The organism is Erwinia sp. MMLR14_017, assembly GCF_033657285.1.
Taxonomy (GTDB): domain Bacteria; phylum Pseudomonadota; class Gammaproteobacteria; order Enterobacterales; family Enterobacteriaceae; genus Erwinia.
The window spans coordinates 102,662-121,989 of record NZ_JAWVWP010000006.1 but is presented as its reverse complement, the minus strand read 5'-3'; the positions used below and the strand labels follow the sequence as shown (position 1 = coordinate 121,989).

Genomic DNA, 19,328 nt, shown 5'->3' with positions numbered 1-19,328 from the left:
TTGCTACCCTGCGCGCAGGGTAGACAACCAACTTGCCCCTTGATACTACCAGATCTGGTAGTTGCATCTTCCTTAAAGGAGCCCGATTGCCGCTGCATAAGAGGCCACTTGCGTTTTATTAAGTGCATTGAACTTCTTCTGCATATTTTTTTGATGAAAATTAACCGTATTTGCGGAAATTGAGAGAATGAGCGATATTTCTGCTGAAGTTTTTCCCTCGGCAGTCCACTTAAGGATTTCTAATTCTCGCTGGCTCAGCTGCATATTCATCACGGACATAGAAATATCTTTAACCCGTTGTAGCGCCTCAAGCGACAGTACCGTCAAATACTGTAGTTTAAGTTGCTTTTCAGGTGTTAACATAATCTTTTCAAAAGCTTTACCTGATGCCATAGACAATATTCCTGTGGCTCGGTTTTCAGCCATAGCCGATGCCGAAAAGCCGGAGTGAATACCGTATTCTCTAGCTGCATCAAACACTTTGCGGCCACTTTTACTTAATTCTTCATCCCACAACAAAATTTTTCCTGCGCTCTGGCAAATTTTGATAACAGGGTCTATGAGCGCCAGTTTTTCTTGTTGGTAATAGCGCACCCATTTCTTCGGATAACTGCTGAAAATAGTTATCTGGGGCCGGGTAAAGGGCACAGGATGACGAATATAGAGTGCATAATAATCGAACCCCAGTTTGCTTGCCTGCTGTCCGATAAGCGTAGTTATACCTTTCGAGTCTGAAACCTGATTGAAGACTAACTGCATTTCATCACGCCAGCTGAAATAATCTACAGATTTCATTCAACCCTCATCCTGACAGTAAGCAATGCTTATAGGTTTATAAACCTTTCTCTTTAGAAGTGAAAAGTGAATAAAAATGTATAAAAAAGAGCTTATTTCCGTTAATTTCCGCGGACGCGAGCATAACTTGTAAATAAATATCGAGCATCCTGAAACGATCAAAAAAGCGGCTCATTAAAAATCCCGGTCGCCCTCAAGGGTTTTAAAAAGCCTCTTCATATCTGTAATTCCTCTCCTGACATCCTGTAAGAGATTACCGTCTCGCTAAGCCCGCGACCCGATTAGAATAGGATTTTTCCTGAAAATATTCAATAAATTTGATGGCTGCCCCTGCCGTATTAGGTTCTAAAGTTTTGCACAATTTTGAGCTGAATGGAGCAAGGGTATGCACTTTGAGAAACATCCCACCCCGCCAAACAGATGATAAAATGGAGTTTATTTATTGAATTTCAACCGTTTGCCTTTTTGATTATTGATTAATTTTTTTGTACAAAATCCGCCTTGTTTGCTTACTCCATTAAGCTGGGCCGACATAACAGACAGATTTTTCGGCGCTTTTAATTAAAAGCCGCCTTTGCTGTTCATTTTCTGAACGTCGTGAAAATAAATTTTTTCACCGTGATGATGTTCAGAGTGCGCTTTTTTACCAGGCACCCGCTTTTCGCTATTCTCCCTGTCAAAACAGAGCATGGAATATTGTTACTGAGCAGAGGCGAAAAATAGCATCTTTGACAGCCTTTCATTTGCCCGATCGGCGAGCAGATTGCGGTTAAAGGGGAAAGTAAATCATTTTCATTTAGCGACATACGCCGAAACCGCGCATGCCAAGGTGAAAATGGTTAGCATGGGCGGCGTTGTAGTCCGGTCCCAACGAGTTGCCATAATAATCACAGCTCTTTTGAAAAACCTGATGCAGCCAGAGGGAATCCGCTTCCTGCCGTGGCCAGGCTTTCAACACGCTAATCTGCTTACCGTTGGCTAACCGGAATCCGGCGATATCCAGCGCGTCTGCGGTTGCGTGCTCACTGAGCCGCCCCTGAGCACGATGATAGATATTGCGACAGGCATAGCTGCCTAAATGATCGATTCGCGTAAGGGGAGAGCCAAGCTCAGCGGCCGCTAAAGGTTTTGCTGCCTGGGTAATAAACATTGTGGAACTCAAAGCAAGAGAACAGCTTGCCAGGAAACTTGAGCTTAATCGCACCTCACCAAAGCTCTGTACACGAACGGGCGCAGGCAACGGGCAGTTGCCGCTGGTGGCGGCTGGCTGGGTAAAGCGCACATAGCCTTCCCGCTGAGCAGAATGTAATACGGCAAGGCAACCGGCCGGATTGTCTGCCAGCCGCTTTATTTTATAACGTGTGATAAAAGTGGGGGCATCGGTCACCCTGAGCGGCGTGAAAGGATTCCATTCGGAGGGAAGATGTTTCGCAAACCACGGCGCTACAGCCAGCAGCAGTAAAATTACCCCGGCCAAAGCCAACAAACCTTTCATCGTATTATTTCCCTCGTAGCCTAAACCCCAGATTTTACAGGGATAACAGTTTGGCAATCCCGAATGAAAAAAGTGTAGCGGCGTTTTTGTGCAATCAGTCTGGTTATACCCAACTTTACCTGTCATCAAAGGGGTTTTACGTTAAGATTTGCGCCGTAAAAGCCTTAAGAGCTTACATAACATCACGTAAAGAACAGGAATCCCGTTATGGTTGACCAATCAAAAGAGACGCTTCTTAACGAAGAAGCCCCGGGCGAGCTCCGGCGCAACTTACATAATCGTCACATCCAGCTTATTGCGATTGGCGGCGCTATCGGTACCGGCTTATTTATGGGGTCTGGTAAAACCATCAGCCTTGCCGGGCCGTCGATCATTTTTGTCTATATGATTATCGGTTTTATGCTGTTTTTCGTTATGCGTGCCATGGGCGAACTGCTCCTGTCGAACCTGGAGTATAAGTCATTCAGCGATTTTGCCGCTGACCTGCTTGGCCCATGGGCTGGTTACTTTACCGGCTGGACCTACTGGTTTTGCTGGGTCGTCACGGGCATTGCCGATGTGGTGGCGATCAGCTCCTATTTCCAGCTCTGGTTCCCCAATTTTTCCATCTGGATGAGCGCCCTGCTCTGCATCTTCGTCTTCCTCTCCCTGAATATTGCCACGGTTAAGCTGTTCGGTGAGATGGAGTTCTGGTTCGCCATTATCAAAATCGTGGCCATTGTAGCGCTGATTGTTACCGGCATCGTGCTGGTGGCGATGCATTACCCTTCCCCTGGCGGCGGCACCGCAGCCATCAGCAATATCTGGGATCAGGGTGGTATGTTCCCGAAAGGGCTGAGTGGCTTCTTTGCCGGGTTCCAGATAGCCGTATTCGCCTTCGTGGGGATTGAGCTGGTCGGCACCGCTGCCGCCGAAACGCACGACCCGAGAAAAGTGCTGCCGCGTGCCATTAACGCTATCCCGCTGCGTATCATTATGTTTTACGTGCTGGCTCTGCTGGTGATCATGGCGGTCACGCCGTGGAACAGTGTCGTGGCCGATCGCAGCCCCTTTGTGGAGATGTTTATGCTGATTGGTCTGCCTGCGGCGGCAAGCATCGTTAACTTCGTGGTACTGACTTCAGCAGCCTCTTCAGCTAACAGCGGCATTTTCTCCACCAGCCGCATGCTTTATGGCCTTTCGCAGCAAGGGGTTGCGCATCGTCGTTTTGGTCTGCTTTCCAGACGAGCTGTGCCCACTACCGGCCTGTTCTTCTCCTGCCTCTGTCTGCTCGGAGGCGTGGCACTGATTTATCTGATCCCGAATGTGATGCAGGTGTTCACGCTGGTCACCACAGTTTCAGCCATCCTGTTTATGTTTGTCTGGACGATAATTCTCTGTTCTTACCTGGCCTACCGCAAAAAACGTCCGGAACTGCATGCAACATCCGCTTATAAAATGCCGCTGGGCATATTTATGAGTTGGGTCTGTATCGCGTTCTTTGCTTTCGTGCTGGTGCTGCTGACGCTGCAGGAAGATACCCGTCAGGCGCTGATGGTGACGCCCGTATGGTTTATTCTGCTGGGAATTGGCTGGTGGTTACGCCAGAGGAAAAAAGCCTGATGCTGAGCGACGGGCCGCCAGGCCCGTTATTATTTAACGCACGCGGATCCCTTCAATCACCATCCGCTGCACATTCTCTACCGTCTGGTTAAAGAAGCTTTCATCGCTCAGGGTCTGACCGGTTACCGCCTCCACCTGAGTTGAAAAGTCTGCATAGTGCTGAGTGGTTGCCCAGAGCATGAAAATCAGATGATGAGGCTCAACGGCCGCCAGCTTGCCTTCCTTTATCCATCCTTCAATCACTGCCGATTTTGCATCCACCAGCGCTTTTAACTCCCCTTCCAGCTCACCCTTAAGCAAGGGCGCGCCCTGCAGCATCTCCATGCAAAACAGACGGGAAGCCTGAGGATGGTCACGTGAGACTTCCAGCTTAAGGCGGATATAATCCCTGATCGCCTCCAGCGGCTGCTGATCCACGCGCAGCGCGCGCAGCGGCGCCAGCCAGACATCCAGAATCTCTTTCAGCACGGCGATGTAGAGCGCTTCTTTGGAAGGGTAGTAATAAAGCAGATTCGTTTTCGAGACGTCAGCGCCTTCGGCTACTTTATCCAGGCTGGTACCGTGTACGCCATATTGAGAGAACAATGCCAGTGCCGCAGTGAGGATGGCCGTACGTTTCGCGGCAACGGCTCGCGAGCGGCGCGTGGGCGTCGGTAACTTATCTGTAGAATTCACTGAGACCTCATTGTCCATGTGGGGTGCCCGGATAATAGCAAAACTCCTGCGGCGGGCCTAATGCACTTAAATAGATCAAGCTGCCTGATTAGTGTGCAGCTATTTTTGACCAAATGGTCCATTTCAGACCACCTGCTCCATAACATTTTAATGCATTTTCTTTAACATGATGATAATCAAACAATTAATTTTGTTGGCACAGCCTTTGCAACTTCATTGCTGAGCGCCGCATCAGGGAGAGTGCAGGATGCACCGCAGCGCAGGAGTTAACCCTAACGCACACCCAGAGGTATCATAATGAAAATCGGTGTATTTATCCCAATCGGTAACAATGGCTGGCTCATCTCCAACAACGCGCCGCAATATATGCCAACGTTTGAGTTAAACAAAGCCATCGTCCTGAAGGCTGAGCATTATCACTTTGATTTTGCCCTGTCGATGATCAAACTACGCGGCTTCGGCGGTAAAACAGAGTTCTGGGATCATAACCTTGAATCTTTCACTTTGATGGCTGGCCTGGCAGCGGTGACGTCACGTATCGAAATCTATGCCACCGCCGCTACTCTGACATTACCTCCTGCCATCGTGGCCAGGATGGCCTCCACTATAGATTCCATTTCCAACGGACGTTTTGGCGTAAATCTGGTGACCGGTTGGCAAAAACCGGAATATGAGCAGATGGGGATCTGGCCCGGCGATGAGTACTTCTCACGCCGTTATGACTATCTGACAGAATATGTCTCCGTGCTGCGGGATCTGTGGGGAACCGGCAAGTCCGATCTGAAAGGCGAGTTTTTCACCATGAACGATTGTCGGTTGAGTCCGCAGCCGCAGAAGCCTGTAAAAGTGATTTGTGCCGGTCAGAGTGATGCAGGCATGGCTTTTTCCGCAAAACATGCGGACTACAATTTCTGCTTTGGCAAAGGGGTAAATACGCCAACCGCTTTCGCCCCTACCGCAACCCGCATGAAACAGGCGGCGGATGAAGCCGGACGCGATGTCGGCTCCTTTGTGCTCTTTATGATCATCGCCGATGAAACTGACGAAGCGGCCCGGGCAAAGTGGGAGCACTACAAAGAAGGTGCGGACGAGGAAGCGCTGGCCTGGCTGACCACGCAAAGCCAGCAGGACAAAAAGTCCGGCAGCGACACCAATGTCCGTCAGATGGCCGATCCCACTTCCGCCGTGAATATCAATATGGGTACGCTGGTAGGATCTTATGCCAACGTGGCCCGCATGCTTGACGAAGTGGCCGCGGTTGAAGGAACTCAGGGCGTGCTGCTGACTTTTGACGATTTCCTGCAGGGCATTGAAAACTTTGGCGAGCGCATTCAGCCGCTGATGCAGTGCCGGAGCAATACCATTGAAGCCGCGAAGGAGGTTGCGTAATGATCGCTAAAGAGCCGGTTGTTTGTACCACTGCCTCCACGAAGAACAGCATCACGCTACCGGCGCGTCCGGAAGCGATCGCTTTCCCTCCTGAACAGACTGCGCTGATTGTGGTGGATATGCAAAATGCCTATGCCACAACGGGGGGATATCTGGATCTGGCTGGCTTTGACGTCTCTGCCACCCGCCCGGTAATCGATAATATCAATATCGCGGTCACTGCCGCCCGCGAGGCTGGCATTCAGATTATCTGGTTCCAGAACGGTTGGGATGATCAGTATGTGGAAGCTGGCGGCCCTGGGTCTCCCAACTGGCACAAATCCAATGCGCTGAAAACCATGCGTCAGCGCCCGGAACTGGAAGGCACGCTGCTGGCAAAAGGCGGCTGGGATTACGATCTGGTCGATCAGCTTCAGCCGCAGCCTGGCGATATCGTGCTGCCCAAGCCTCGTTACAGCGGCTTCTTTAATACCCCGCTCGACAGCATGCTGCGCAGCCGCGGCATACGCCATCTGGTGTTTACCGGCATCGCCACTAACGTCTGCGTGGAGTCCACGCTGCGTGATGGCTTCTTCCTGGAGTATTTCGGCATTGTGCTGGAAGACGCAACTTATCAGGCTGGCCCTCCGTTTGCACAGCAGGCCGCTCTCTTCAATATAGAGACCTTCTTTGGCTGGGTCTCGGACGTCACGACGTTTTGCTCTGCTTTGCAAAACGCCTCTGCTCCCATCAAACAGACGGCATAAGCCCTGAGCGAGAAAATCATGCCAAAGACCATTATTACACCACCGGGAACGGGTATCCCGATTGCACCTTTTGTCCCTGGCACGCTCGCGGATGGCATCGTGTATGTCTCCGGAACGCTGCCTTTTGATAAGGACAATAACGTTGTTCATGTGGGGAATGCCGCAGCACAAACCCGCCACGTTCTGGAGACCATCAAAAGCGTGATTGAGACCGCTGGCGGTACCCTGGATGACGTGACGTTTAACTCTATTTTTGTCACTGACTGGAGTAATTACGCCGCGATAAATAGTGTTTATGCGGAATATTTCCCCGGCGAAAAGCCGGCACGCTTCTGCATCCAGTGCGGCCTGGTTAAACCGGATGCGTTGATAGAAATCGCCAGCATTGCGCACATTGGTAAATAGCGGAGAACCCTATGCATATTGAGCTCTCTGGTTTGACTCACCCGGAAGCCACAACGCTGGTCCTCTCTGCCGGGCTTGGCGGTCTGGGGAGCTTCTGGCTGCCACAGATGAATGACCTGCGACAAAAGTATCGCGTGGTCACTTACGATCAGCGTGGAACCGGCCGCTCTCCCGATACGCTGCCGGAAGGATACAGTATGGCTGATATGGCTGCTGAACTGGCCACGGAGCTGGCCGCGGCAGGCATTGAGCGTTATGACGTTATCGGTCATGCATTAGGTGGCATGGTGGCGATGCAGCTCGCTCTGGACTATCCGCAGCGCGTTTCCAGGTTGGTTATCGTCAATGGCTGGCTGCGGTTAAATGCTCATACCCGCCGCTGCTTTAGCGTTCGTCAGGCGCTGCTGCTGAACGTTGGCGTAGAAGCCTATGTCCGTGCGCAACCGCTGTTTCTTTATCCGGCTGACTGGCTGGCAGAGAATCAGGCCCGTATTGAAGCTGAAGATGCCCTGCACGCTGCGCATTTTCAGGGGACAGAAAATCTGCTGCGTCGACTGAATGCGCTGATGGCCTGCGATTTCAGTCAGCTGGCCAGCCATATTACTCAACCTGTTCTGGTGATCTGTGCGCAGGATGACCTGCTGGTGCCCTGGCCCTGTTCGCAGGCGCTGTATGAAGCACTGCCGCAGGCGTGGCTGGAAAAAATGCCGTGGGGCGGGCATGCCATGAGCATTACGGATAGCGCACTGTTTAACCAATTGTTGGCGGCATGGCTGGAAGAGACCTCACCCGCTGCTACTCAGAGTCAACCTTCGCCGACAGAGCAGCCATGCCCTGTCTCCGTTGTTGCCCGCACGCTGTAATAAGGAACTGATTATGTCTCTGGCAACCCTGGCACCTGCTGTCACTGTGGGTGTGGAAAAACAAGATTTTCGTAACGCCATGGCGCGCCTGGGCGCAGCCGTCAATATCATTACCACAGACGGCCCGGCAGGCCGGGCGGGATTTACTGCTTCTGCCGTTTGCAGCGTCACCGATACCCCACCTACTCTGCTGGTCTGCCTGAACCGATCCGCTTCCGTTTATGAGGTTTTCAAAACCAATCAGCAGCTGTGCGTGAACACTCTGGCAGCGGGCCATGAATCCCTGTCAAACCTGTTTGGCGGCAAGACGCCGATGGCGGAACGTTTTATCGCGGCGGAATGGTCAACCAGCGTCACCGGCTCGCCTGTACTGGCCGGGGCCGTAGCCTCTTTTGACTGCAAAGTGACCCAGGTGATGAGCGTCGGCACTCACGATGTGCTGGTCTGTGAGGCGCAGGCGCTGATTTACAACGATCACACCCATGGCCTGATCTATTTCGATCGGGGCTATCACCGACTACAACGGCAGGAAGCCTGAAACGCCGCCCTGCGGTTAATGCTTTATTCACTTCTTTTGGAGAAGACGATGGCGAGTTCCTGGTTTCCTCAATGGCGTAAACAGTCCGCAACGGCGCAGGGTATAGTGGCGCCGGATGAAACATTACCGCTGGGACAAACGGTGATTATGGGGCTTCAGCACGCGGTGGCGATGTTTGGTGCCACGGTGCTGATGCCGTTACTGATGGGGCTTGATCCCAATCTTTCTATTCTGATGTCGGGTGTGGGGACGCTGCTGTTCTTCCTGATTACTGGCGGACGAGTGCCGAGCTATCTGGGGTCCAGCGCAGCATTTGTCGGTGTGGTTATTGCGGTTACCGGTTTCAATGGCCAGGGGATCAATCCCCATCTCGGCGTGGCGCTGGGCGGGATTATTGCATGCGGTCTGCTCTACATGCTGATCGGCTTTGTGGTGATGAAAGTGGGTACCCGCTGGATTGAAAAGCTGATGCCGCCAGTGGTGACGGGAGCCGTGGTAATGGCTATCGGGCTGAACCTGGCGCCGATTGCGGTACGCAGCGTTTCCGCCTCTATGTTCGACAGCTGGATGGCGGTAATGACCGTGCTCTGTATCGGTATTGTCGCCGTTTTCACCCGAGGCATGGTACAGCGCCTGCTGATTCTTGTCGGACTGATCGTGGCCTGTGCGATTTATGCCCTGTTGACCACTGGTCTGGGTTTGGGCAAAGCGGTAGATTTTAGCCTGCTTGCCGCCGCGCCCTGGCTGGGCTTCCCTACCACCACCTCGCCACTCTTCGACTCGCATGCCATGTTTCTGATTGCGCCGGTTGCAGTGATCCTCGTGGCAGAAAATCTTGGACATATTAAAGCCGTAGCCGGAATGACGGGTAAAAACCTTGATCCCTATATGGGACGCGCATTTGTGGGTGATGGTCTGGCAACGATGCTTTCTGGCGGCGTGGGCGGCAGTGGCGTCACCACTTATGCCGAGAATATCGGTGTGATGGCGGTGACGAAAGTTTACTCCACGCTGGTCTTTGTGGCGGCCGCGGTAATCGCCATTCTGCTGGGCTTCTCACCAAAATTTGGTGCGTTAATCCATACCATCCCCGCGCCGGTCATCGGCGGCGCATCCATTGTGGTGTTCGGACTGATTGCAGTGGCTGGCGCAAGGATTTGGGTGCAAAACAATGTCGATTTGGGGCAGAACAACAACCTGATTATGGTTGCGGTCACGCTGGTGTTAGGGGCTGGGGATTTCGCCCTGAAAATCGGTAGTTTCACCATGGGAGGCATTGGTACGGCGACCTTTGGCGCCATTATCCTCAATGCTATTCTGACCCGTCGCACTGCCGCGCTGAACAGCAGTGGCGTGGTGCATCAGGATAACTAGTTTACCTTTACGTCATCAGGCGAAGGCTGGTCCTTCGCCTTTTGTTTGCGCTTCAGCTTCAACTCGCTTATCAGCACGCCCAGAACGATAAGCGCTCCGCCCAGCAGCGCCGCTCCCGGAAGACGTTCACCCGCTATTCTACCCACAATACCCGCCCATACCGGTTCACCTGCATAGATAACCGTAGCCCGTGTGGGAGAAACGCTTCGCTGTGCCCAGTTCATGGTGACCTGAATAATCGCACTGGCAATGCCCAGTCCAACGGCGCTGACAAGTAAATAAGGCGAAAATAACGGCAGGGTTTCGCCGTTTGGCACCATCAGCATGAAAGCCAGTAACGATGCAAAGCCCAACTGGACCACGGTCACTCTTTTAACGTCTACCTTGCCGGCACTGGCGCTAATTAAAATGATTTCTGCTGCGATAGCCAACGTACTCAGCAGGGTAGCCAATTCACCTGCCCCAAAAGCCAGCGAGTCGCCCTCGGGGCCAGCCAGCAGCATCAGCCCGGCAAAGGCCAACGCCACGCCAATCCATGACATCACTCCCGGCAGCCGCCCAAGAAAGAACCACTGAAGCAGCGGGACCAGGGGGACATAAAGAGCGGTCAGAAAAGCGGATTTACTGCTGGTGATTGTTTGCATGCCGTAAGTTTGCAGCCCATAACCACAGCCGATAGCGGCCCCAATCAGGGCGCCTGCCTTAATTTCCTGCCATGTAATGCCTCGTAACGACCGCCAGGATACTGCGCCCAGCAACAGCGCAGCCGTTGCAAAACGCACGCCGACAAAAAAGAATGGACCACTGACACTCATTGCATGATGTACGGCCAGAAAGGTACCGCCCCAGATCATGGTGATGACAATCAGAATGATTTCCTGCGGCGAAAAAGCAAATTTATAGCGGGAGAGTAAGGCAGACATAGCAGGCTCAGATCGGAATTTAGCGTCAGTGTGCCGGGCAAGAGGGAGAGTGTCCAGACGTACCGCCGGAAAAACCGGCGGTTTCAGAAGGCGTTATGCATTATCGGAAGATTTAGTGCGACTTCCCCGGCTGTTACGCCCTCCTTTTTCACCCGCAAGAGAAGCGCGCTGAGGGTCATTTTTGAAATTTCCCCCGCTGGCTTTGCCCCCTTTGCGCCCTGCTTCTGATGCTCTTTTACGATCTTCAGCGAAATTTCCCGATCCACCACGATGTTCAGCCATTTCAACCCTCCAGATAGTTAAGAAATCATACTGCATTAGCACGGCCATTATCGTTCAGACCGCTTCAAAACAGAAGCGTGCGGGACGCTCTGCCAAGTGAATAAGCATAGATTATCCGCACTGACGTGCTAAGAAATTATACGGGAAAGCGTGCTTATGCTGTGGTGAAAAGCGCCAAACCCTCTGATGAATAATATTATTACCGCTAATATTTTTATTATTCACGAACGCCCCTCTGCTCAGCTTTCAGGCAAATGGACGGCATCCTTCTGCAGAGGCGGCAACCCTCTTCTATACTCTCTCAAAGGCTTACAAGCCATTTATGCACCAATGACGTTAGCGAGGGAACTGATGGCGAAAATTCTTGTGCTTTACTATTCCATGTATGGGCATATTGAAACCATGGCAAACGCGATAGCCGAAGGCGCTGGTCGCGTTAACGGTGCGGAAGTCACGATCAAACGCGTTCCCGAAACAATGGATGCAGAACGTTTCGCTCAGGTAGGGGGTAAAACGCATCAGGCTGCACTGGAAGCGACGCCCGATGAACTGCCGCAATATGATGCGATTATCTTCGGCACCCCCACCCGTTTTGGCAATATGGCCGGACAGATGCGCACCTTCCTTGACCGGACCGGAGGCCTTTGGGCTTCAGGCGCGCTGCACGGCAAACTCGCCAGCGTTTTCGCTTCAACCGGTACGGGAGGAGGCCAGGAACATACAATCTCTTCCACCTGGACCACGCTGGCGCACCACGGCATGCTTATCGTGCCGATTGGTTATGGTACCAAAGAACTTTTTGATGTTTCACAAGTACAGGGTGGAACCCCTTACGGCGCAACGACGATCGCCGGCGGCGATGGTTCCCGTCAGCCCAGTGAAGCGGAGCTGAATATCGCTCGTTACCAGGGTGAATATGTCGCCGGACTGGCCGTTAAGCTTAATTCATAACAGGAGATCATTATGGCAACGCAACAATCTAAAGAGCATCGTGTAGGCGAATGGGCAACCCTGCGGAATACTTCCCCTGAGATTGCTGAGGCCATTTTTGAAGTGGCCGATTATGATGAAAAGGTAGCAGAGGGCATTTGGGAACAGCAGGGAAGTGATGAAGTTCTTCTTCGCGCCTTTGATAAAACCGACAAAGATGTGCTGACCTGGGACAGCATCCCGGTTGAACGCAAAAACGTTTAACAGGTAAATTTGACAAAAAGGGCGGTTATTCCGCCCTTTTTGCCGTTTTAAGCGCCAGAAAAACGCCGATCAGCCCAGACGGTAACGTTGTGAAATTACAGGTTCTCTACCAGGCTTTAGCCATCTTTCTTTTTGCCTGAACGCCAGGCCGATTACACCAAGGAGCGAACTATGTCTTATCAGACAATAAATCCCGCAACTAATAAGTTGATTAAAACCTGGCCGGACCACAATGAACAACAGGTTGAGCAGGCGCTGAAAACTGCTGACGACCTTTATCATTCAGCCTGGTCTAAAGGCCCGATCCAGCCCCGTGTGCAGGTGCTGAAAAAGCTTGCCGATCTGATTGATGGGCGCGTTGATGAGCTGGCAAAAGCGGCCAGCGTCGAGATGGGTAAACTGATCAATCAGAGCCGCGGAGAAGTAAAACTTTGCGCGCAGATTGCCCGCTACTACGCTGAAAACGCAGAGCGTTTTCTTGCACCGACGCGCTATCCAAGCGATCTGGGTGAAGCATGGGTAGAGAATCATCCGATTGGCGTGCTGGTGGCGGTTGAACCCTGGAATTTCCCTTTCTACCAGTTGATGCGCGTGCTGGCGCCCAATCTGGCAGCGGGTAATCCGGTACTGGCCAAGCATGCAGCCAACGTACCACACTGCGCCACGCTGTTTGAAGAGCTGGTAACAGAAGCTGGCGCGCCAAAAGGTGCCTGGACCAATCTTTTCGTCAGCAACGATCAAATTGCTGCCCTGATAGCTGACGATCGGGTACAGGGGGCAGCCCTCACCGGTTCCGAACGTGCAGGCAGCGCCGTGGCACAGCAGGCTGGCAAATACCTCAAGAAAACCACGCTGGAGCTTGGCGGCAATGATGTTTTTGTGGTGCTGGATGACTGCGATCTGGATAAAGCCGTGAAGGCTGGCGCCGCTGCCCGTCTCAGCAACTGCGGACAGGTTTGTACCGCTGCCAAGCGCTTTATCGTGCATGAGAAAGTAGCCGATGCGTTCCTGGAGAAATTCAGCCAGGCGTTCCGCGAAATCAAAACGGGCGATCCGCTGGATGAAACGACCACGCTTGGCCCGCTCTCTTCCTCTTCTGCCCGCGATACGCTGGTGAAACAGGTTGATCAGGCTGTGGCGAAAGGTGCGAAGCTGCATCTGGGTGGGAAAGTTGTTGAGGGTGAAGGCTGTTTCTATGAGCCAACGATCCTCACCGGCATTACCCGCGATAATCCGGCTTATTTTGAAGAGTTCTTCGGTCCGGTTGCACAGGTCTATGTGGTTAAAGATGATGAGGAAGTGGTAAAACTCGCCAACGATTCTCACTATGGCCTGGGCGGTGCGGTATTTACGCAGAATATCGAGCGCGGTAAGAGTCTCGCCTCGCGTATTGAAACCGGTATGGTTTATATCAACTCTGCCAGCGATACTGCGGCCGAACTGCCGTTTGGTGGCGTGAAGCGTTCCGGTTACGGTCGCGAGCTTTCTGATTTGGGTATTAAAGAGTTTGTGAATCAGAAGCTGGTGGTTATCAGCGCCGATTAATCATCAGTAAAGAAAAAGCGGAGCGCCCTGCTCCGCTTTTTTTATGTCATAAAAATGGCGTGCTGCTGAGGGCTGAAGCTGAGGTAAAAAACCGCCCCAGAGCTGGGCGGTTTTAATGATTCCTCAGGCTGTCAGTTATTTCGCTTCACTGTTGCCTGCAGCAGCATTTTTGCTGCTGTCAGCTTTATCTGCATCAGCAGTTGCCGGAGCGGCATCGCTCTTTGGCTCTGCAGCAGAAGTTTTCTTCGCGTCAGCAGCTTTTTCGCTTACTGCGTTCTCCGCAGCCACCTTATCAACGCCAGCTTTCTCTTTCGCAGCCTGGCCGGCAGCCGCTTTGTCCGCTTCCGCTTTCGTTTTTGCAGCCTGCTCTGCTGCTGCTTTATCTGCAGCGGCTTTTTCTGCCGAGGCTTTAGCCTGTGCAGCTTTATCCGCAGCAGCTTTGTCAGCAGCGACCTTTGCCGCCGCTACTTTATCTGCGGCCGGTTCGCTGGTCTGTGTCGCTGCAGGCGCAGTGGCTGGCTGCGCGGCACTGACGGCCATTGGCGTGCCCTGAATCGCTTTATTCAGTACCTGAGTAAACTGATCCCATGAGCAGAAACCGTTGGCATCCGTTGGGCAACCGTTCATTTGCAGCGTGACACGCTCAGGTGGTGTATCCAGCGAAAGTGGCGTGGCATCACGTAACTGTTCGCTGCTCTGATAAACATATTCGACTTTGACCAGCTCACGATCGTTTTTCTTGTCATGCCAGCGCTGGAACTGGATCATCCCGCCAATAGGCGTGCGCTCATTCTGTCCTGGCAAAGTGTAAGGCTTGAAATCTAACGCTGTCAGCAGTGAAGCGATGTTGGAATCATGGCCAACCATCAGGGTTACCTTAGGCGCGCTGGCTTTATCTTCATCCACCAGCATACTGCGAATGTAGTCAACCAGCGGAGCCGCTATATCACGCGCCACTTCTGGCGAGGTGAACAGCGTATCCTGATAGCCATTTTTAATGGCAGAGAGTTCTTTCCACTGCTCAGGCGTTTTGATCTGGCCCCAGGCAACCTGATCCAGCGGCATACCTTCATAATATTGCAGAGTGAAGGCATCAACCAGCGAGTTGCCCACTTTCAGTGGGCCAGAGACGTTAGGCTCTTTGCCATTCTCAGCACTGAATTTGTTTTGATTGTCGCTGGAGAGATCGCACTGTTTCTTACCGTCACAGGCCGGGGCGTTTTTGTAATCGATGATCTTTTCAAGACGCTGGAAGGCGGGTTTCAGAGCCAGCTTCTCACCTGCGCCGTTCATTGCCGTCAACGCCTGTTTATTAAAGGTTTCGCTACCGTCAGTAATGACCGGATTAAACACCGGGTCCATCGTGCCCATCTCATCCTGATGCGAGACAGGAATATCGCAGCCAGGGAAAGCACCGGTAATAAAGAACTGAGCCGTAGCTACCGTGCGTTGCAGGCTGTTGGCATAAGCGTAAACTTCGTCAGAAGTCGGGCAAACATCCTGTTTCACCAGCCCCTGCTGAGCCAGCCATTCACGGGTATAGCGGCCCATATAGACTTCCAGCACGCCACCTTTAGTTGTTAACTGCCCACCCGGTACGTCCCATTTTGGCCAGGCCTTTTTGCTGGACTGCGCCAGAACGCTGCCATTATCGGCCAGCGGCGCACGCAGGTTGTGGCGGCTCATCATTAACACTTGCTCAAGCTGGTAATCGTCGTCAGCAGCGTAGGCTGAGGTCCCGGTCACTGCCGAGCAGACTGCTAACGCGCAAAGACTAAACTTTTTAATCATGTGTTTTTCCATTGATTCAAGGGTAAAGCACCCGGCCGTAAAATGGCGATGCGGTTGGAAAAAGGTTCGCAACGGCGTTCGCGACGGCGCCTGAAAAAGGAGCCAGGCATGGGCATTGGTGCTGAGAATATAGCAGAGTATCGCCTTTGACGTTCAGTCGCATCAGGAGATTGAAAAGAAACGATATGTTTTTTCGGAATGCTTAACCTGCAAGGAGTAGACAGCGATAACGGGCAGGAAAGAGACAAAGCAAAACGGGCCAGCTTACGCTGACCCGTCGAATTTGATGGTGGAGAGGCAGAGATTCGAACTCTGGAACGGTTTCCCGTCGCCGGTTTTCAAGACCGGTGCCTTCAGCCACTCGGCCACCCCTCCACGCTGTTACCAGCTGTTGTTATCGGGAAGTAGCTGACGCTTCCTGAACAACTGATGGCGCGCAGTATAGGGGATGCCGTTGGCTTTGCCAAGACTATTTTTAGCTATTTTGTTGAATCGATGCACTTTTATCCAACCCACAGGGAAAAGTTGACAGCTTCGCCTGTGGCGCTGTTTTTACCGCACATAGCAAAACGGGCCAGCTTATGCTGACCCGTCGAATTAGATGGTGGAGAGGCAGAGATTCGAACTCTGGAACGGTTTCCCGTCGCCGGTTTTCAAGACCGGTGCCTTCAGCCACTCGGCCACCCCTCCACAATGAGGCGAACTATAAACATCCTCCCAGGCGATGTAAAGTCTGTTTTGGATCGGTTGCCTGAAAAAGCAGCGAACAGGGTTTATTTGCTGTTAATATCACCATCCCGCTCACAGAAAAAGCAGCTGACCGCGTAAAGAAGGGTAAAACGCCTTCCCCCGCTTCGTTGCGCTCCTTATTCTCACAGGTAAATTGGTGACCCTGAGAGGCATTTTTATGGATCGCATTGTTTCAAGTACCCGCAGCAGTTCGTTAATTACGACCCACAAGGTGCTGCGCAATACCTATTTCCTGCTGGGGCTGACGCTGGCCTTCTCCGCCGTAACCGCAACCCTGAGTACCGTTTTCGCCCTGCCCGCACCCGGTTTTATTCTGATGCTGGCTGGTTTTTATGGGCTGATGTTCCTGACCTACCGTCTGGCTGACAGCCCTGGCGGTATTCTGGCGGCCTTCGCCTTTACCGGTTTCCTCGGTTACTGTCTGGGGCCGATGCTCAACTCGTTACTCTCGGCGGGCATGGGAGATGTCATTGGTCTGGCATTGGGCGGCACGGCGCTGGTGTTCTTTAGCTGTTCAGCCTATGTACTGACCACCCGCAAGGATATGTCGTTCCTCGGCGGCATGATGATGGCCGGTTTTGTGGTTCTGTTGGTTTCTGTAGTGGCCAACCTGTTCCTTAATATTCCGGCACTGCATATGGCCATCAGCGTGATGTTTATCCTGTTCTCATCAGGGGCTATCCTGTGGGAAACCAGTAACATTATCCACGGTGGTGAAACCAACTATATTCGCGCCACGGTCAGCCTGTATGTTTCGATCTATAACATCTTTGTCAGCCTGCTCAGCATCCTGGGTATGTCTCGCAGCAACTAAACCGTGCTTTATACACAAAAAAAGCCCCGCCTCTGCGGGGCTTTTTTTGTGTCACGTTCAGGCTCGTTTTATCATTCCTGTCGCCGGGACTATCCAGCTAATAAAACCCTTTGCTAAACTAGGGCGCTGAGTAAAACAACAGAGGCAATAAAGTGTTATTTCAGGGCAAAGAAATTGAACGTGATGCACAGGGTTATCTGAAATCCACTGCGGACTGGTGTGAAGAGATGGCGCCTCAGTTGGCCGAAGAAGAGGCCATTGAGCTGACAGAGGCTCACTGGGAAGTAGTGCGTTTTGTTCGCGCTTTCTATCTGGAATTCAATACCTCTCCGGCAGTCCGCATGCTGGTTAAAGCTATGGCGCAAAAATATGGCGAGGAAAAAGGCAACAGTCGTTACCTGTTCCGTCTTTTCCCCAAAGGTCCCGCCAAACAGGCTACCAAAATTGCGGGTCTGCCCAAGCCTGCAAAATGCCTCTGAACTTTTCAACACGGACCTGATAAGTACATTTTACTCCCTTCAGGGCAAAGTCTTTCCGATTTAACCAGTGGTAAATCTGTCCGGCATTTCCCGCGGTTTGTGTGGCTCTTCAAGCACTTTTTCAACATTTGCGCTTCGGGGGCCGCCTTCTTTCAGCCAGCTAATCAGCGCCTTTACCTCTTTTTCCTCGCCGCAGGCCAGCACTTCCACGCTGCCATCGTCCAGATTTTTAGCGTAACCTTTTACGCCCAGTTCCTTCGCCTGACGCTGAGTGCTGTAGCGAAATCCTACGCCCTGAACTGTGCCATGTACCCAGGCTCTTACGCAGACAGTAGTCATATTTTCTCTCCGATGTTGACGCAGATTGCAATTTACCGGCTTGCACCGGACAATAACCTCTGTTTTTCTGACTTTAAGCATAGCAAATATGACTGCTCGTTTGATTCTTGCCAAAGGACGTGAAAAGTCCTTACTCCGTCGTCATCCCTGGATCTTCTCTGGTGCGGTTGCCCGCCTGGAAGGAAAGGCCCACTCGGGTGAAACTATAGATGTTTGTGACAGCCAGGGAACCTGGCTGGCGCGCGCTGCCTGGTCCCCTGAATCGCAGATCCGTGCCCGCGTCTGGAGCTGGGAACAGGATGAGTCGATTGATGTCGACTTCTTTATCCGTCGTCTGCAGGCAGCACAGCCGCTACGTGACTGGCTCGCTGAGCGTGACGATCTTGACAGCTATCGTCTGATTGCCGGTGAGTCCGATGGCTTACCGGGGATTACTATTGACCGCTACGATAATTATCTGGTTCTTCAACTGCTGTCAGCGGGGGCAGAATATCAGCGCGCTGCGTTGATGGCTGCTCTGCAGCACTGTTATCCGGATTGTGCCATTTACGATCGCTCCGATGTGGCCGTTCGTAAGAAAGAGGGCCTTGAGCTGGTTCAGGGCGTGGTGCTGGGTGAGACGCCGCCAGAGCTGCTGCCGATTTCCGAACAGGGTATGAAGCTGCTGGTTGATATCCAGAGCGGCCACAAAACTGGCTACTATCTGGATCAGCGCGACAGCCGCCTGGCGACCCGCCGTTACGCCAAAGACCGCCGCGTACTGAACTGCTTTTCTTACACCGGCGGGTTTGCCGTATCCGCCCTGATGGGAGGATGTAAGCAAGTTATCAGCGTGGATACCTCACAGGGCGCGCTGGATGTCGCCCGCCAGAACGTAGAGCTGAACGGGCTGGATTTATCGAAAGCAGAATTTTTGCGCGATGATGTATTTAAGCTGCTTCGTCGTTACCGCGACAGCGGAGAGAAATTCGATCTGATCGTGATGGATCCGCCGAAATTTGTGGAAAATAAAAATCAGCTGGCCGGTGCCTGCCGGGGTTATAAAGATATCAATATGCTGGCGATGCAGCTGCTTAACCCGAACGGCATGCTGCTGACTTTCTCCTGCTCTGGTCTGATGCCAACTGATTTATTTCAGAAAATCATCGCCGACGCCGCGCTGGATGCCCAGCGTGATGTACAATTTATTGAGCAGTTCCGGCAGGCGGGCGATCATCCGGTGATCGCCAGCTACCCGGAAGGGCTGTACCTGAAAGGGTTTGCCTGCCGCGTACTGTGACTTGAAAACGCCGTTTCTGCCCCCACTTTGGTAGCAGAGCAATGTTTATC

General features: G+C 52.4%; 20 protein-coding genes and 2 tRNA genes. 13 read left to right on the top strand and 9 right to left on the bottom strand.

What is annotated here, in order from left to right; translation table 11 throughout:
- Positions 1-72: 72 nt before the first annotated feature.
- Both sdiA and SD961_RS11970 read right to left on the bottom strand, forming a co-directional pair.
- The gene (gene sdiA / locus SD961_RS11975) at positions 73-795 is read right to left on the bottom strand and encodes a transcriptional regulator SdiA (protein WP_318790593.1); all 723 of its coding nucleotides are present in this window, start codon (positions 793-795) and stop codon (positions 73-75) included.
- A 796-nt stretch (positions 796-1,591) separates the two neighbouring features.
- Positions 1,592-2,290 (bottom strand): extensin family protein, encoded by a 699-nt coding sequence (locus tag SD961_RS11970; protein WP_318790592.1) that lies wholly within the window; start codon positions 2,288-2,290, stop codon positions 1,592-1,594.
- Between the two features lie 207 nt (positions 2,291-2,497).
- Between SD961_RS11970 and cycA the strand changes: the two genes are divergently transcribed.
- On the top strand, positions 2,498-3,892 hold the full coding sequence (gene cycA / locus SD961_RS11965; RefSeq protein ID WP_318790591.1) for a D-serine/D-alanine/glycine transporter: 1,395 nt from the start codon (positions 2,498-2,500) through the stop codon (positions 3,890-3,892).
- Positions 3,893-3,925: 33 nt separating this feature from the next.
- On the opposite strand, the gene rutR is transcribed toward cycA, so the two are convergent.
- A complete protein-coding gene (gene rutR, locus SD961_RS11960; protein WP_318790590.1) occupies positions 3,926-4,585 on the bottom strand; it encodes an HTH-type transcriptional regulator RutR in 660 nt (219 codons plus the stop codon).
- A gap of 279 nt (positions 4,586-4,864) precedes the next feature.
- On the opposite strand from rutR, the gene rutA reads away from it, so the two are divergent.
- Genes rutA through rutG form a run of 6 tightly spaced genes read left to right on the top strand, consistent with a single transcriptional unit; the run spans position 4,865 to position 9,882 of the window.
- Positions 4,865-5,956: a pyrimidine utilization protein A gene (rutA, locus tag SD961_RS11955; protein WP_318790589.1), complete on the top strand. Its 1,092-nt coding sequence runs from the start codon at positions 4,865-4,867 to the stop codon at positions 5,954-5,956.
- Positions 5,956-6,702: a pyrimidine utilization protein B gene (gene rutB / locus SD961_RS11950; protein WP_318790588.1), complete on the top strand. Its 747-nt coding sequence runs from the start codon at positions 5,956-5,958 to the stop codon at positions 6,700-6,702. Before rutA ends, rutB begins: the two co-directional genes overlap by 1 nt.
- 18 nt (positions 6,703-6,720) lie before the next feature.
- On the top strand, positions 6,721-7,107 hold the full coding sequence (rutC, locus tag SD961_RS11945) for a pyrimidine utilization protein C (protein WP_318790587.1): 387 nt from the start codon (positions 6,721-6,723) through the stop codon (positions 7,105-7,107).
- A gap of 11 nt (positions 7,108-7,118) precedes the next feature.
- Positions 7,119-7,970 carry a pyrimidine utilization protein D gene (gene rutD / locus SD961_RS11940; protein WP_318790586.1) on the top strand — a complete coding sequence of 284 codons (852 nt, stop codon included), beginning with the start codon at positions 7,119-7,121 and terminating at the stop codon, positions 7,968-7,970.
- Between the two features lie 13 nt (positions 7,971-7,983).
- A complete protein-coding gene (gene rutF, locus SD961_RS11935; RefSeq protein ID WP_318790585.1) occupies positions 7,984-8,508 on the top strand; it encodes an NADH-dependent FMN reductase RutF in 525 nt (174 codons plus the stop codon).
- A 48-nt stretch (positions 8,509-8,556) separates the two neighbouring features.
- Entirely contained in the window at positions 8,557-9,882 is a 1,326-nt protein-coding gene (gene rutG / locus SD961_RS11930) for a pyrimidine utilization transport protein G (RefSeq protein WP_318790584.1), read from the top strand.
- Here the strand turns inward: rutG and SD961_RS11925 are convergent.
- Both SD961_RS11925 and SD961_RS11920 read right to left on the bottom strand, forming a co-directional pair.
- Positions 9,879-10,805: a DMT family transporter gene (locus SD961_RS11925; RefSeq protein WP_318790583.1), complete on the bottom strand. Its 927-nt coding sequence runs from the start codon at positions 10,803-10,805 to the stop codon at positions 9,879-9,881. The two genes, rutG and SD961_RS11925, sit on opposite strands and share 4 nt — an antisense overlap.
- A gap of 93 nt (positions 10,806-10,898) precedes the next feature.
- Positions 10,899-11,087 carry a general stress protein gene (locus SD961_RS11920; protein WP_318790582.1) on the bottom strand — a complete coding sequence of 63 codons (189 nt, stop codon included), beginning with the start codon at positions 11,085-11,087 and terminating at the stop codon, positions 10,899-10,901.
- 351 nt (positions 11,088-11,438) lie between these two features.
- Here SD961_RS11920 and wrbA point away from each other — a divergent pair, with 351 nt between their 5' ends.
- The 3 genes from wrbA to SD961_RS11905 all read left to right on the top strand — a co-directional run bounded on the left by wrbA (position 11,439) and on the right by SD961_RS11905 (position 13,826).
- Positions 11,439-12,038: an NAD(P)H:quinone oxidoreductase gene (gene wrbA / locus SD961_RS11915; protein WP_318790581.1), complete on the top strand. Its 600-nt coding sequence runs from the start codon at positions 11,439-11,441 to the stop codon at positions 12,036-12,038.
- Positions 12,039-12,050: 12 nt separating this feature from the next.
- Positions 12,051-12,281: a YccJ family protein gene (locus tag SD961_RS11910; RefSeq protein WP_318790580.1), complete on the top strand. Its 231-nt coding sequence runs from the start codon at positions 12,051-12,053 to the stop codon at positions 12,279-12,281.
- Positions 12,282-12,452: 171 nt separating this feature from the next.
- Complete coding sequence (locus SD961_RS11905; protein WP_318790579.1) at positions 12,453-13,826, top strand: NAD-dependent succinate-semialdehyde dehydrogenase; 1,374 nt, start codon at positions 12,453-12,455, stop codon at positions 13,824-13,826.
- 135 nt (positions 13,827-13,961) lie between these two features.
- Here the strand turns inward: SD961_RS11905 and agp are convergent, their stop codons facing one another.
- From agp to SD961_RS11890, 3 genes are all read right to left on the bottom strand, one after another.
- Positions 13,962-15,617: a bifunctional glucose-1-phosphatase/inositol phosphatase gene (agp, locus tag SD961_RS11900; protein WP_318790578.1), complete on the bottom strand. Its 1,656-nt coding sequence runs from the start codon at positions 15,615-15,617 to the stop codon at positions 13,962-13,964.
- A gap of 287 nt (positions 15,618-15,904) precedes the next feature.
- Positions 15,905-15,992: transfer RNA gene (locus SD961_RS11895), tRNA-Ser, on the bottom strand.
- 227 nt (positions 15,993-16,219) lie between these two features.
- Positions 16,220-16,307 (bottom strand) — tRNA-Ser (locus SD961_RS11890).
- Positions 16,308-16,524: 217 nt separating this feature from the next.
- On the opposite strand from SD961_RS11890, the gene yccA reads away from it, so the two are divergent.
- The gene (gene yccA, locus SD961_RS11885) at positions 16,525-17,181 is read left to right on the top strand and encodes an FtsH protease modulator YccA (protein ID WP_318790577.1); all 657 of its coding nucleotides are present in this window, start codon (positions 16,525-16,527) and stop codon (positions 17,179-17,181) included.
- A gap of 152 nt (positions 17,182-17,333) precedes the next feature.
- Positions 17,334-17,660: a sulfurtransferase TusE gene (gene tusE / locus SD961_RS11880; protein WP_306206556.1), complete on the top strand. Its 327-nt coding sequence runs from the start codon at positions 17,334-17,336 to the stop codon at positions 17,658-17,660.
- A gap of 60 nt (positions 17,661-17,720) precedes the next feature.
- Here the strand turns inward: tusE and yccX are convergent, their stop codons facing one another.
- Positions 17,721-17,999: an acylphosphatase gene (gene yccX, locus SD961_RS11875; RefSeq protein ID WP_318790576.1), complete on the bottom strand. Its 279-nt coding sequence runs from the start codon at positions 17,997-17,999 to the stop codon at positions 17,721-17,723.
- 88 nt (positions 18,000-18,087) lie between these two features.
- Here yccX and rlmI point away from each other — a divergent pair, with 88 nt between their 5' ends.
- The gene (rlmI, locus tag SD961_RS11870) at positions 18,088-19,278 is read left to right on the top strand and encodes a 23S rRNA (cytosine(1962)-C(5))-methyltransferase RlmI (protein ID WP_318790575.1); all 1,191 of its coding nucleotides are present in this window, start codon (positions 18,088-18,090) and stop codon (positions 19,276-19,278) included.
- Positions 19,279-19,328: the final 50 nt, after the last annotated feature.